The 12,347-nt window shown below is 73.4% G+C and carries 12 protein-coding genes; 7 read left to right on the top strand and 5 right to left on the bottom strand.

The window, feature by feature from the left end; all coding sequences use genetic code 11:
* Nucleotides 1-10: 10 nt before the first annotated feature.
* The 6 genes from ACFW48_RS12490 to ACFW48_RS12465 are packed head-to-tail and all read left to right on the top strand — an operon-like array spanning nt 11 to nt 4,517.
* Nucleotides 11-1,012, top strand: coding sequence for an SDR family NAD(P)-dependent oxidoreductase (locus tag ACFW48_RS12490; RefSeq protein WP_386313381.1), 1,002 nt, complete (start codon nt 11-13; stop codon nt 1,010-1,012).
* 34 nt (nt 1,013-1,046) lie between these two features.
* On the top strand, nt 1,047-1,760 hold the full coding sequence (locus ACFW48_RS12485; RefSeq protein ID WP_310869403.1) for a nucleotidyltransferase family protein: 714 nt from the start codon (nt 1,047-1,049) through the stop codon (nt 1,758-1,760).
* Between the two features lie 7 nt (nt 1,761-1,767).
* Nucleotides 1,768-2,694 (top strand): NAD-dependent epimerase/dehydratase family protein, encoded by a 927-nt coding sequence (locus tag ACFW48_RS12480; RefSeq protein WP_386313379.1) that lies wholly within the window; start codon nt 1,768-1,770, stop codon nt 2,692-2,694.
* Complete coding sequence (locus ACFW48_RS12475) at nt 2,691-3,353, top strand: spherulation-specific family 4 protein (RefSeq protein WP_386313376.1); 663 nt, start codon at nt 2,691-2,693, stop codon at nt 3,351-3,353. The genes ACFW48_RS12480 and ACFW48_RS12475 overlap by 4 nt, the downstream gene beginning before the upstream one ends.
* On the top strand, nt 3,350-4,159 hold the full coding sequence (locus tag ACFW48_RS12470) for an endo alpha-1,4 polygalactosaminidase (RefSeq protein WP_386313373.1): 810 nt from the start codon (nt 3,350-3,352) through the stop codon (nt 4,157-4,159). Before ACFW48_RS12475 ends, ACFW48_RS12470 begins: the two co-directional genes overlap by 4 nt.
* A gap of 25 nt (nt 4,160-4,184) precedes the next feature.
* Nucleotides 4,185-4,517, top strand: a complete 333-nt coding sequence (locus ACFW48_RS12465; RefSeq protein ID WP_310869407.1) for an antibiotic biosynthesis monooxygenase — start codon at nt 4,185-4,187, stop codon at nt 4,515-4,517.
* Between the two features lie 48 nt (nt 4,518-4,565).
* On the opposite strand, the gene ACFW48_RS12460 is transcribed toward ACFW48_RS12465, so the two are convergent.
* From ACFW48_RS12460 to ACFW48_RS12440, 5 genes are all read right to left on the bottom strand, one after another.
* Entirely contained in the window at nt 4,566-7,940 is a 3,375-nt protein-coding gene (locus tag ACFW48_RS12460; protein WP_386313967.1) for a pyruvate carboxylase, read from the bottom strand.
* A 117-nt stretch (nt 7,941-8,057) separates the two neighbouring features.
* Complete coding sequence (locus tag ACFW48_RS12455; RefSeq protein ID WP_386313370.1) at nt 8,058-8,375, bottom strand: hypothetical protein; 318 nt, start codon at nt 8,373-8,375, stop codon at nt 8,058-8,060.
* Between the two features lie 71 nt (nt 8,376-8,446).
* The gene (locus ACFW48_RS12450; protein ID WP_386313368.1) at nt 8,447-9,448 is read right to left on the bottom strand and encodes an ACP S-malonyltransferase; all 1,002 of its coding nucleotides are present in this window, start codon (nt 9,446-9,448) and stop codon (nt 8,447-8,449) included.
* Nucleotides 9,445-10,731, bottom strand: a complete 1,287-nt coding sequence (locus ACFW48_RS12445; RefSeq protein WP_386313365.1) for a beta-ketoacyl-[acyl-carrier-protein] synthase family protein — start codon at nt 10,729-10,731, stop codon at nt 9,445-9,447. Before ACFW48_RS12445 ends, ACFW48_RS12450 begins: the two co-directional genes overlap by 4 nt.
* Complete coding sequence (locus ACFW48_RS12440) at nt 10,728-11,006, bottom strand: acyl carrier protein (RefSeq protein ID WP_386313362.1); 279 nt, start codon at nt 11,004-11,006, stop codon at nt 10,728-10,730. Before ACFW48_RS12440 ends, ACFW48_RS12445 begins: the two co-directional genes overlap by 4 nt.
* Before the next feature lie 465 nt (nt 11,007-11,471).
* Between ACFW48_RS12440 and ACFW48_RS12435 the strand changes: the two genes are divergently transcribed.
* Nucleotides 11,472-12,341 carry a CAP domain-containing protein gene (locus tag ACFW48_RS12435; RefSeq protein WP_386313359.1) on the top strand — a complete coding sequence of 290 codons (870 nt, stop codon included), beginning with the start codon at nt 11,472-11,474 and terminating at the stop codon, nt 12,339-12,341.
* The last annotated feature ends 6 nt before the right edge of the window (nt 12,342-12,347 follow it).

Raw genomic sequence — 12,347 nt, 5'->3', positions numbered from 1 at the left:
AGGACCTCGCGTGACCGCCACACCGCTCGCCGCCGTCACCGGAGCCGAGGGATTCATCGGCTCCCACCTCACCGAGGCGCTCGTCGCCTCCGGGCACCGGGTGAGGGCCATGGCGCAGTACAACTCCTTCTCCTCCTACGGCTGGCTGGAGACCCTCTCCCCCGAGGTCCTCGATCAGGTCGAGATCGTTCTCGGCGACGTCCGGGACCCCGGTTCGGTCCGGCACCTCGTCGAGGGCGCCGACCGCGTCTACCACCTGGCCGCCCTCATCGCCATCCCGTACTCCTACCGGGCACCGCACAGCTACGTGGACACCAATGTCACCGGCACGCTGAACGTGCTGGAGGCGGTCCGTGCCCAGGGCACGCCCCGGCTGGTGCACACCTCCACCAGTGAGACGTACGGCACCGCGCGGACCGTGCCGATCACCGAGGACCATCCCATCAACACCCAGTCTCCGTACGCCGCCTCCAAGGCGGGCGGGGACCGGCTGGCGGACAGCTACCACGCCAGTTTCGACACGCCGGTGGTGACGCTGCGGCCCTTCAACACCTACGGTCCCCGGCAGTCCATGCGGGCGGTGATCCCCACCGTCATCGGCCAGGTCGCGGCCGGCGAACGCACCATCACCCTCGGCGACCTGCGTCCGACCCGGGACTTCACCTTCGTCAAGGACACCGCGCAGGCGTTCCTGGCGGTCGGCACCGCGCCCGCCGAGCGGGTCGTGGGCCGTACCTTCAACGCCGGAACCGGCGGCGAGATCTCCGTCGGCGACCTGGTGGCGCTCATCGGGAAGGTGATGGACACCGCCCTGGACGTACGGGAGGACGCACAGCGCCTGCGGCCGGCGAACTCCGAGGTGATGCGGCTGGTGGCCGACGCGGGCCGGCTGCGGGAGGCGACCGGCTGGAGCCCTGGCCACGACCTGGAGCAGGGCCTCGCCCACACGGTGGAGTTCTTCCGCGACCCGGCCAACCTCGCCCGCTACAAGACCGGCATCTACAACATCTGACCACGCCCGGCACGTGAACCGAGGGGGGAACCTCATGCACGCAGTGATCCTGGCCGGAGGCAAGGGCGTCCGGCTGCGGCCCTACACGACCGCCCTGCCCAAGCCGCTCGTGCCCATCGGCGACCAGCACGCCATCCTGGAGATCGTCCTGCGCCAGCTCGCCGCGGCCGGGTTCACCGGCTGCACGATCGCCATAGGCCACCTCGGCGAGATCATCCGCGCCTACGTCGGCGACGGATCGCAGTGGGGCCTGACCGTCGACTACGCCACCGAGGAGAGCCCCCTGGGGACCATGGGGCCGCTGCTCACCATGCGTGAGCGGCTGCCGGAGCACTTCCTGGTCATGAACGGCGACATCCTCACCGACCTCGACTACGCCGACGTCCTGCGCCGGCACAGCACTTCCGGCGCCCCGCTGACCATCGCCACGTACGCCAGGAAGGTGCACATCGACTTCGGTGTCCTGACCACCGACGCGAGCAGGGTCGTCGCCTTCACCGAGAAACCCAGCATGGACTACCGCGTCTCCATGGGCGTGTACGGCCTGACCCGCGCGACACTCGACGGCTACACGGCCGGACTGCCCCTGGGCTTCGACGAGTTGGTGCTCGACCTGCTGCGCGCCGACGACCCGCCGCACGCCTACGACTTCGACGGCTACTGGCTCGACATCGGCCGCCCCGACGACTACGACCGGGCCAACGCCGAGTTCACCAGCCGCAAGTCCCTGCTGCTCAAGGGAGCCTGAGCACCGCATGCGCATTCTCGTCCTGGGTTCCACCGGTTATCTGGGCGCCCACGTCGCCGAGCGGCTGCGCGCCCTGCCCGGGGCACGGGTCCTCGTCGGCGGCCGTTCCGCGGCCGCCGACGTGCCCGTCGACCTCGCCACCGACTCCGTCGACCGGATGGCCGAAGCTCTGGCGCCGGCGGCCGTCGACACCGTCGTCAACTGCGCGGGCGCGACCGGCGGTGATCCGGTGACGCTCGCCGAACTCAACGCCCGCGGTCCCGCCGTTCTCTGCGCGGCGCTGCGCCGGGCCCGCCCCGCGGCCCGTCTGGTCCACCTGGGTTCGGCCGCCGAGTACGGACCGGGGGCCGAGCGGGTCAGGGTGCCGGAGTCGGCGGCCACCCGGCCCCTCACCGCCTACGGCGCCACCAAGCTGGCCGGCACCGTCACCGTCGCCACCTCCGACCTGGACGCGGTGGTCCTGCGGGTCGGCAACCCGGTGGGGCCCGGCGCGCCGCCCTCCGGCCTGCCCGGCAGGGTCGGCGGTCTGCTGCGTACGGCGGGCACGGACCCGGACGCGGTGCTCCGGCTGGGCGACCTGTCGGCGTACCGGGACTTCGTGGACGTCCGGGACGTCGCGCGGGCGGTCGAGCGGGCGGTCACCGCGACCGGGCCGTTGCCGCGCGTGCTCAACATCGGCGGCGGCGACGCCGTCCCGGTGCGCCGGCTGGTACGGACGCTCGCGGACACCGCGGGCTTCCGCGGCCGGATCGAGGAACACGGCGCCGGTTCCGCCCGTTCGGACCAGGTTTCCTGGCAGTGCTCCGACATCACCGCCGCCCGGGCCGCGCTCGGCTGGCGGCCCTCGTACTCGCTCGACGAGTCACTGGCCGCGCTCTGGTCGGCCGGCGCCCGTCCACCGTCCCTCGTCCCGGAAGGCGACCGCCCCTCGTGAGCCTGCTGATCCCGCTGTACGTCCATCCGGCCGAGGACCCGGGCTCCTGGCACCGGCTCATCACGGCGGCCGACCGCACGTACGGGGTCGTCATCAACCCCGCGAACGGTCCGGGCCGTGCGCCCGACCCCGCCTTCGCCGCGGCGGCCGGCGCGCTGCGGGCGGCGGGCGCCCGTCTGCTGGGCTACGTCGACACGGACTACGGCACGCGTCCGGCGGCCTACGTCGCCGAGGACGCCCGTCGGCACCGGGAGTGGTACGCGGCGGACGGGTGCTTCCTCGACCGGGTGAGTTCGGCCGCGACCGAACTGCCCGCCTACCGGGCGCTGGTGCGTGGTCTGCGCCGGCAGGGCTCGACCCCGCTCGTGCTGAACCCGGGGGTCCACCCGGCACCGGGTTACGCGCGTCTCGCCGATCTCGTCGTCACCTTCGAGGGGTCCTGGTCGGCCTATGTGACCGCGTTCAGCCGACCGGACTGGACGCGACGGCACCCGCCCGAGCGCTTCTGCCACCTGGTGTACGGGGTGCCCGAGGCGCTCGCCCCGCTCGCCGTACGGACCGCCCGCGAACGCGGCGCCGCGGTGTCCGGGCCCGTCACGGGAGAGCCGCCCAACCCGTGGGCCCGCCTGACCCCCGTACTGACCGGAGCGGAGCGATGAGGAGGAGGGCACGGGTGTTCGCCGCGTTGCCGGCGGCGCTGATCCTCGCGGTGGTGGCCGGGTGTTCGGGTGCGGGCGGCACACCGCCGCCGGACCCGTCCGGCACCGCCGTGTGGCAGCCCCGGCCCGGGCTGGCCTGGCAGTGGCAGCTCGACGGGAAGGTCGACCCGTCGGTCGACGTGCCGGTCTACGACATCGACGGCTTCGAGAACGACGCGGCCGACGTGGACCGGCTGCACCGCGCCGGCCGCAAGGTGATCTGCTACGTCAACGTGGGTGCCTGGGAGGACTTCCGGCCCGACCGGGACGCCTTTCCCCGTGCGGTGCTGGGCGAGCCCAACGGCTGGCGGGGGGAACGCTGGCTCGACATCCGCCGGATCTCCGTCCTTCGGCCGATCATGGAGCGGCGGTTCGACATGTGCCGGGACAAGGGGTTCGACGCGGTGGAACCCGACCTGGTGGAGGGATACGCGGACGAGACGGGCTTCCCGCTCACCGCCCGGGACCAGCTGGCGTACAACCGCGTGATCGCCGAGATCGCCCACGAACGCGGCCTGGCGGTGGGCCTCAAGAACGACCTGCCGCAGATCCCGCAGCTGGTGGACGACTTCGACTTCGCGGTCAACGAGCAGTGCGCCGAGTACGGCGAGTGCGCGCGGCTCAGGCCGTTCGTCGAGGCCGGCAAGGCGGTCTTCCACGTGGAGTACAGCGAGCCGACCCGCGGTTTCTGCCCCGAGTCACGCAGGCTCGGGCTGTCCTCGATGCTGAAGAGACCGGAGCTCGGGGTCTGGCGCGCTCCCTGCTGACCGCGGCATGCGGCAGGATGGGCCCATGAGCGTAGTCAAGATCAACGTACTGACCGTCCCCGCCGAGCAGCGCGAGACGCTGGAGAAGCGCTTCGCCTCGCGGGCCCATGCCGTGGAGAGTTCCGACGGGTTCGAGTGGTTCGAACTCCTGCGGCCCGTGGAGGGCACCGACGACTACCTCGTCTACACGCGCTGGCGCGACGAGGAGTCCTTCCAGGCGTGGATGGAGGGGCCCATGAAGGCCGCGCACCAGGGCGGTGGCGGTGCGGAGGGTGCGGAGCGCCCCAAGCCCGCGGCGAGCGGGTCCACGGTGTGGTCCTTCGAGGTGGTGCAGCAGGCGGCTCCCAAGGAGGCGTGACATCGGTGGCGGCCACGGTCCGGCGTCGGGCCGTGGCCGCCGCCCGCCTCAGCCGAGCTGGACGAGGAGGTCTCCCCCCTCGACCTGCTGGATGCGGTTGATGGCGAGCCTGTTCACCGTGCCGGACTTCGGTGCGGTGATCGTGGCCTCCATCTTCATCGCCTCGATGGTGGCCACCGTGGCACCGGCCTCGACCTCGTCGCCCTCGGCGACGGCGAGGGTCACCACGCCCGCGAAGGGCGCCGCGACATGGCCGGGGTCCGACCGGTCGGCCTTCTCCGTGACGGGGACGTCGGAGGCCGCCGAGCGGTCGCGGACCTGGATCGGGCGGAGCTGGCCGTTCAGGGAGGACATCACGGTGCGCATGCCGCGTTCGTCGGCGTCGCCGACCGCCTGGAGTTCGATGAGCAGACGGACCCCGGGGTCGAGGTCGACCGTGTACTCCTTGCCGGGGCGCAACCCGTAGAAGAAGTCCTTGCTGTCCAGGACGCTGGTGTCGCCGAACGACGCGCGGTGGGAGTCGAACTCGCGGGCCGGCCCGGGGAACAGCAGCCGGTTGAGGGTGGCCCGGCGGTCCTTGGCCAACCCGGTGCGCTCGTCCCCGCTCAGCTCCGCCACCGGCCTGGCCTCGGCGCGGCCCCGCAGCGCCTTGCTGCGGAACGGCTCGGGCCAGCCGCCGGGCGGGGTGCCCAGCTCGCCTCGCAGGAAGCCGATGACGGAGTCGGGGATGTCGAACCGGTCGGGGTCCGCCTCGAAGTCCGCCGGGGAGACGCCGGCGCCCACCAGGTGCAGTGCCAGGTCGCCGACCACCTTGGAGGAGGGGGTGACCTTCACCAGGCGGCCCAGCATCCGGTCGGCGGCGGCGTACATCGCCTCGATGTCCTCGAAGCGGTCGCCGAGGCCGAGCGCGATGGCCTGGGTGCGCAGGTTGGAGAGCTGTCCGCCGGGGATCTCGTGGTGGTAGACGCGGCCGGTCGGTGCGGCCAGGCCCGCCTCGAAGGGGGCGTAGACCTTGCGGACGCTCTCCCAGTACGGCTCCAGGTCGCCGACCGCCTGGAGGTCGAGGCCGGTGGGCCGCTCGGTGTGGTCGGTCGCGGCGACGATCGCCGAGAGGGACGGCTGCGAGGTGGTGCCCGCCATGGACGCCACCGCCCCGTCGACGGCGTCGGCGCCGGCCTGGATCGCGGCGAGGTAGGTGGCGAGCTGACCGCCGGTGGTGTCGTGGGTGTGCAGGTGCACCGGCAGGTCGAACTCTCGGCGCAGCGCGGACACCAGGGTCGCCGCGGCCGGTGCCCGCAGCAGGCCGGCCATGTCCTTGACGGCCAGGACATGGGCGCCGGCGTTCACGATCTGCTCGGCGAGCCGCAGGTAGTAGTCGAGCGTGTAGAGCCGCTCGGAGGGGTCGGACAGGTCGGCGGTGTAGCACAGGGCCACCTCGGCGACGGAGGTGCCGGTCTGCCGGACGGCGTCGATGGCGGGCCGCATCTGGTCGACGTCGTTGAGGGCGTCGAAGATGCGGAAGACGTCGATGCCGGTGGCCGCGGCCTCCTGCACGAAGGCGTCGGTCACCTCGGTCGGGTACGGGGTGTAGCCCACGGTGTTGCGGCCGCGCAGCAGCATCTGGAGGCAGATGTTGGGCACGGCCTCGCGCAGGGCGGCCAGCCGCTCCCACGGGTCCTCGGCGAGGAAGCGCAGGGCGACGTCGTAGGTGGCGCCGCCCCAGCACTCCAGGGACAGCAACTGGGGCAGGGAGTGCGCGACCTGCGGGGCGACGGCGAGCATGTCCTTGGTGCGGACCCGGGTGGCGAGCAGCGACTGGTGGGCGTCGCGGAACGTGGTGTCGGTGACGCCGATGGTGCGCGAGTCGCGCAGCCGGCGGGCGAAGCCCTCGGGGCCCAGCTCGGCGAGCGTCTGCCGGGAGCCGGCCGGGGGTTCACCGGCGGCGAGCGGCGGCAGCTTGGTCAGCGGATCGACGAGTTCGGGCCGCTCGCCGTGCGGCTTGTTCACCGTGACGTCGGCGAGATAGGTCAGCAGCTTCGTGCCGCGGTCGGCGGAGTGGCGGGAGGTGAGCAGGTGCGGACGCTGCTCGATGAAGGACGTGGTGACCCGGCCGGCCTGGAAGTCGGGATCGTCCAGCACCGCCTGGAGGAAGGGGATGTTGGTGGCGACGCCGCGGATGCGGAACTCGGCCACGGCACGCCGGGCGCGGCCCACGGCGGTGGCGAAGTCCCGGCCCCGGCAGGAGAGTTTGACCAGCATCGAGTCGAAGTGGGCGCTGATCTCCGTACCGGCGTGGGTGGTGCCGCCGTCGAGACGGATGCCCGAGCCGCCGGGCGAGCGGTAGGCGCTGATCTGCCCGGTGTCCGGGCGGAAGCCGTTGGCCGGGTCCTCGGTGGTGATGCGGCACTGGAGGGCGGCGCCGCGCAGGGTGATGTTCTCCTGGGCGAGACCCAGGTCGGCCAGTGTCTCACCGGCGGCGATGCGCAGCTGGGACTGGACGAGGTCGACGTCGGTGACCTCTTCGGTCACGGTGTGCTCGACCTGGATGCGCGGGTTCATCTCGATGAAGACGTGGTTGCCGTCGCGGTCGACGAGGAACTCCACGGTGCCGGCGTTGCGGTAGCCGATCTGCCGGGCGAAGTTGACGGCGTCGGAGCAGATCCGCTCGCGCAGGGCCGGATCGAGGTTGGGCGCGGGGGCGAGTTCGATGACCTTCTGGTGGCGGCGCTGCACCGAGCAGTCCCGCTCGAAGAGGTGGACGACGTCGCCCTGGCCGTCGGCGAGGATCTGGACCTCGATGTGGCGGGGTTCGACGACGGCCTTCTCCAGGAACACCGTGGAGTCGCCGAAGGCGGAGGCCGCCTCCCGGGACGCGGCCTCGATGGCCTCGCGCAGCTGGGCGGGTTCCTCGACGCGGCGCATGCCGCGGCCGCCGCCGCCCGCGACCGCCTTGACGAACACGGGGAAGCCGACGTCGTCGGCGGCGCGGACGAGTTCGTCCACGTCGTTGGAGGGCGCGGAGGAGCCGAGGACGGGCACGCCGGCCTCGCGGGCGGCGGCGACGGCTCGGGCCTTGTTGCCGGTCAGTTCGAGGATCTGGGCGCTCGGTCCGACGAACGTGATGCCGGCCTCTTCGCACGCGCGGGCCAGTTCGGGGTTCTCGGACAGGAATCCGTAGCCCGGGTAGACGGCGTCGGCTCCCGCCCTGCGTGCCGCTCGGACGATCTCCTCCACGGAGAGATACGCGCGCACCGGATGTCCCGGCTCCCCGATCTCGTAGGCCTCGTCGGCCTTCAGTCGGTGCAGCGAGTTGCGGTCCTCGTGCGGGAAGACGGCGACGGTGCGCGCGCCGAGCTCGTAGCCCGCGCGGAACGCCCGGATCGCGATCTCACCGCGGTTGGCGACCAGCACCTTGCGGAACATTGTTGATCCCTTCAGCCTGCCGGGTGACGAGACCATGGTGTCGGCGCCGCCCTCGGTACGCCATGTGAGCCGGGCCACTCACTGGCCCGTACCCGACCGTGTGAGGTCGTGGTCGCGTCAGACGTCGGAGTCGATTCCCGTGACCACGGTGGGTCCGAGTGGCGCGCTGCTTCCGTCCAGGCCGGCCACGCGCAGGGCGGCGTCCGCGATCTCCCGGGCGCGGCCCTCCGCGTGGGCGGCGGTGTCCGCCTCGACGGTGAGGCGGATGGTGAAGGTGCCGTCCTCGTTGACCGAGAGGGCGTCGAGGTCCTCCTCGTCTCCCAGGTGGGTGCGGTGCGGATCCGCGGGGCGCAGGGCCCGGGCGAGCTCGTCCTTCGTGGCGTCCTGGACCGTGCCGGTGAACGTCCCCGGCACCGAGATGACATACGTCGTCATGTGCGCTCCTCCTTCGGATCCCCTCCGCATACCCCGATACGGCCGCGGGACCCGGACGGGAAGGCCGCTCGTCACCGCAGGGCCGCGGTGAGGCGGTGGCGTATGCGCTCCACGTTGACCGGTGTCCGGGAGGGGGCGGCGGTGGTGCAGTCCGGCAGGCCCGCCTTGGCCAGGGTGCTCAGCAGGGCCCGGGGGCCGCTGTCGAGGTAGGTGGTGAAGCCCGCGAGGCGCATCGCGCGCAGGGTGTGGTGGAAGGCCACGGGCTCGGTGAGGTGGGCGGCCGCCGCCGTGCGCAGCTGGGCCGGGGTGAGTGCGGGTCGGGCCTCGGTGGCGGTGTACACGGTGAGCGTGGGCGGCGCGACGGGCTGGGCCCGCAGGAGGCGGCGGAAGGCCCGGTGCACCTCGGCGAGCAGTGGGTGGTGGTAGGCGGTGCGGCTGGTCAGCCCGGTGGTGCGATGACCGAGTGCCCGGGCGGTTCGCCGAGCGGCGGCCAACTGGTCGTCGGGTCCGGCCAGGACGGTCTGGGCGGGGGCGTTGCGGGCGGCGATCCGTACCTGCGGCAGGCCACCGGTGCGCAGGAGGTCCGCTGCCTGGTCGGCGGTCATGTCGGTGGCCAGCAGGCCCGCGGCCGGCAGCACGGCGTCCCGCAGCAGCCGGTCGCGGACGTGCAGCAGCCGGACGCCCTGCTCCAGGGTGATGGCTCCGGCCACGGTGAGCGCCGCGAGGTCTCCCACGCTGTGTCCGAGGACCGCGTGGACGGGCGGGGTCGCGAGGTCGAGCAGGACGGTCGCGGAGGCGACCACCGCGGCGTAGGTGGCCAGGTCGAAGGCGAGTGGGTCGGCGAGCAGGAGTTGGTCGGGTGCGGGCGCCCCGACGCCCGTGAGGAGGCGGGCGACGGGTGTCCCGGTGCCGCCGAGTGCGGTGCTGTGGGCATCCACCCTCCGCAACGTCCCTGAGACGGACGGGACGTCGCGCAGGTGGCGCAGCGCGCCCGGGAGGTAGGCCCCCTGGCCGGGGCACATCAGCACGGTGCGCGGTGCGCCGCCGGCGGGGTCCGGGGCCGTGTGTCTCATGAGGCGTCGGCGAAGGTGAGCGCGACGTTGTGCCCGCCGAAACCCATGCTCGTGGTGACGGCCGCGAGGGGCCCGGAGGGCAGTGCCGCCGGGCTGCGGCCCACGACGTTCAGGTCGACCTCGGGGTCCACACGTTCGAGACTGCACGCGGGCGGTGCGGTTCTGTCCCGCAGGGCGAGCACGGTGAGGACGGCCTCGATGGCGCCGGCGGCCCCCAGCGTGTGCCCGAACGCGGCCTTGGTCGCGCTGACCGCCACGTCGCCCAGTACCCCGGCGAAGACCTTGTGCAGTGCCTGTGCCTCGCCGAGGTCGCCGAGCGGCGTCGAGGTGGCGTGGGCGTTGATGTGCTGGACCTGCTCCGGGAGGAGCCCGGCGTCGCGCAGCGCGGCGTCCACGGCGGCCGCGCAGCCCGTTCCGCCGGGCGCGGGCTGGGCCACGTGGTGGCTGTCGTTCGTAACACCCGCGCCGGTCAGCCGGCCGTGGACGCGGGCGCCGCGGGCGGCGGCGTGCTCGGCGCTCTCGACGACGAGCATGCCGGCGCCCTCGCCCATCACGAAGCCGTCCCGGTCGGCGTCGAAGGGCCTGGACGCCCCCTTGGGGTCGTCCAGGCGCCGGGAGAGAGCCTGCAACCGCGCGAACCCGGCCAGGGCGAGCGGGTGCAGCGCGGCCTCGGCGCCACCCGCGACCACGATGTCGGCGCGGCCTCCCCGGATCATGCCGAGTGCCTGGGTGAGGGCCTCGGCGCCCGCGGCGCAGGCGCTGACCGGGGCGTGGACCCCGGCCTTGGCGCCCACCATCAGCCCCACCTCGGCGGCCGGGTGGTTGGGCAGCATGACCGGGATGGTGCGCGGGCTCACCCGTCCCGCGCCCCGGGTCTCCAGGCGGCGGTTCTGCTCCAGGACGCTGGTGAGCCCGCCTAGTCCCACCCCGACGACCACGGCCACCCGTGAGCCGCCCGCGGCGAGTGACGACGCGTCCGGGAACCCGGCGTCGCGAACGGCCTCCCGCGCGGCGACGAGGGCGAACTGCGCCGAGCGGTCGCAGTGCGCCGCCTTGGCGGAGGACAGGACCGACTTGGGGTCGACCGCCGCCGGCGCCGCGAGATAGGTCTGCGCCGGGCCTTCCGGCGCCTCGAAGTCGACGCGTTCGACGCCGCACACGCCGTCCAGCAGGGCCCGCCAGGTGGACGGGACGTCGCCGCCCAGCGCGGTCGTCAGTCCCAGTCCGGTGATGACGGCGGCGCGCTCCTCGCGGGCCGGGTCGGCCGCGTGTCGTGGGCTCACGCGGAGCCGCCCACGGGGGCGGTGACGGCTTCGGCGAGGTGGGCGGCGATCTGCCGGACGGTCGTGAGCCGGTCCGCCTGCTCCTGCGCCACCTCGATCTGCCAGCGGTCCTCGATCGCGGCGACCAGCTCCAGCATGGCCAGCGAGTCGACGCCCAGGTCGTCCTTCAGGGACGAGTCCGGCTCGATTTCCTCCACGGCCAGATCCTCGACCGTCGCGGCCAGCAGCTCCCGCAGTTCGTCGAGCAGCTGTCGTTCGTCAGCGGTGGACGGCATGTCCGGTTCCTCCCTTTTCATGCGCGGCGCACTCGCGGTGGACGGGAGGGCCTGGCCTCCGGGAGTGCGCCGACGGTGTACCGGCGACCTGCCGGACACGCCGACAGACTGTCCGGTCGTCCGCCGCGGCAAGCGCCCCGTACGGGAGGACAGCGGGGCATCGGGGGCACTTGAGGGGCTCCTGTGGACGCCCGTGCCCTCTCTTCACGTTGAAGCGCCCCGCGGCGGGCTGAGGGTGGCGGGCGGCGGGCGCGTAACGCACCCGGCCCCGTCGAGGCGGCGGCGCATTTCCTCAGCGGACTTTGGCGGCTCTTTTAAGGCTTTCTGAAGATGACCTTCGAACGGCCGTTTCCACGCGGGGCGCGTCCTAGGCTCTCGAACACCCCCCACAGTCCCGGTGGGCGCGGTCGCGTCCACCGGGTACGGGGCTCCGTCAGCCGACAGACAAGCCGAGGTGTCCTGCGTATGGGTTCCCGCCGAGCCGCTCGCCCGTCCCGTACCCACGCCCGCCCGCGCGGCGGGCTCAGGACCCGCGGTACCGCGCTGGTGCTCGGCGCGGTCACCGTGACGGCGGGTGTGGGGATCACGCTGGCCGTCGCCGGAGGCGAGGACGGCTCAGCCGCGGACCGGGTCACCACGAACGCCGCCGGCGAGGCGCCGGGCGCCGAGGACGCGGCGGGCGGCGCGGCACCACTGGCGTCCGCGCCGGCGAGCCCGAGCGCCACGGCGAGCGGCTCGCCGAGCGGGAGCGCCAAGCCCGAGCCGAAGCCGAAGAAGACGGCGAGCCCGGCCGGCAGCCCGTCGAAGACGGCCGAGCCCGCGTCCAAGGCGGCACCCGTGAGGACGACGGCGAAGAGCGGCGGCGACCGGCCGGCGGGCGGCGGCGACACGGGGTCGGGCAGCACCCGGCCGGGTTCGGACTCGGGATCGGACTCCGGTTCCGGCGGGGGCGGCGGGGCCGAGGCGCAGGTGCTCGCGCTCGTGAACGAGGAGCGGGCGTCGGCGGGCTGCTCGCCGGTCACGGCGAACGACCGGCTGACCCGGGCCGCCGACGACTACAGCGACGTCATGGCGAGCAGCGGGGTGATGTCCCACACGGGCCCCGACGGCTCCACGATGCGGACCCGGGTCGAGGCCGCCGGTTACCAGTGGTCCACGCTGGGCGAGAACATAGCCCGGGGGCAGGCGGACGCCGCCTCGGTGATGGAGTCCTGGATGAACAGCCCCGGTCACCGCGCGAACATACTCAACTGCTCCTTCAAGGAGCTGGGCGTCGGCGTCCACTTCGGCGACGGCGGTCCCTGGTGGACGCAGAACTTCGGCGCCGGTCGCTGACGCCCG

The organism is Streptomyces sp. NPDC058812, assembly GCF_042744565.1.
In the GTDB taxonomy this organism is placed as follows: Bacteria; Actinomycetota; Actinomycetes; order Streptomycetales; family Streptomycetaceae; genus Streptomyces; species Streptomyces thinghirensis.
The sequence above is the reverse complement of the archived record's forward strand: the minus strand, read 5'-3'. Positions and strand labels throughout refer to the sequence as shown.

Coding starts and splice junctions, on each gene's coding strand:
- ACFW48_RS12485 (WP_310869403.1), top strand. CDS start 1,047: ATGCACGCAGTGATCCTGGCCGGAGGCAAGGGCGTCCGGCTGCGGCCC.
- ACFW48_RS12470 (WP_386313373.1), top strand. CDS start 3,350: ATGAGGAGGAGGGCACGGGTGTTCGCCGCGTTGCCGGCGGCGCTGATC.
- ACFW48_RS12455 (WP_386313370.1), bottom strand. CDS start 8,375: ATGACGACGTATGTCATCTCGGTGCCGGGGACGTTCACCGGCACGGTC.
- ACFW48_RS12465 (WP_310869407.1), top strand. CDS start 4,185: ATGAGCGTAGTCAAGATCAACGTACTGACCGTCCCCGCCGAGCAGCGC.
- ACFW48_RS12480 (WP_386313379.1), top strand. CDS start 1,768: ATGCGCATTCTCGTCCTGGGTTCCACCGGTTATCTGGGCGCCCACGTC.
- ACFW48_RS12450 (WP_386313368.1), bottom strand. CDS start 9,448: ATGAGACACACGGCCCCGGACCCCGCCGGCGGCGCACCGCGCACCGTG.
- ACFW48_RS12440 (WP_386313362.1), bottom strand. CDS start 11,006: ATGCCGTCCACCGCTGACGAACGACAGCTGCTCGACGAACTGCGGGAG.
- ACFW48_RS12460 (WP_386313967.1), bottom strand. CDS start 7,940: ATGTTCCGCAAGGTGCTGGTCGCCAACCGCGGTGAGATCGCGATCCGG.
- ACFW48_RS12435 (WP_386313359.1), top strand. CDS start 11,472: ATGGGTTCCCGCCGAGCCGCTCGCCCGTCCCGTACCCACGCCCGCCCG.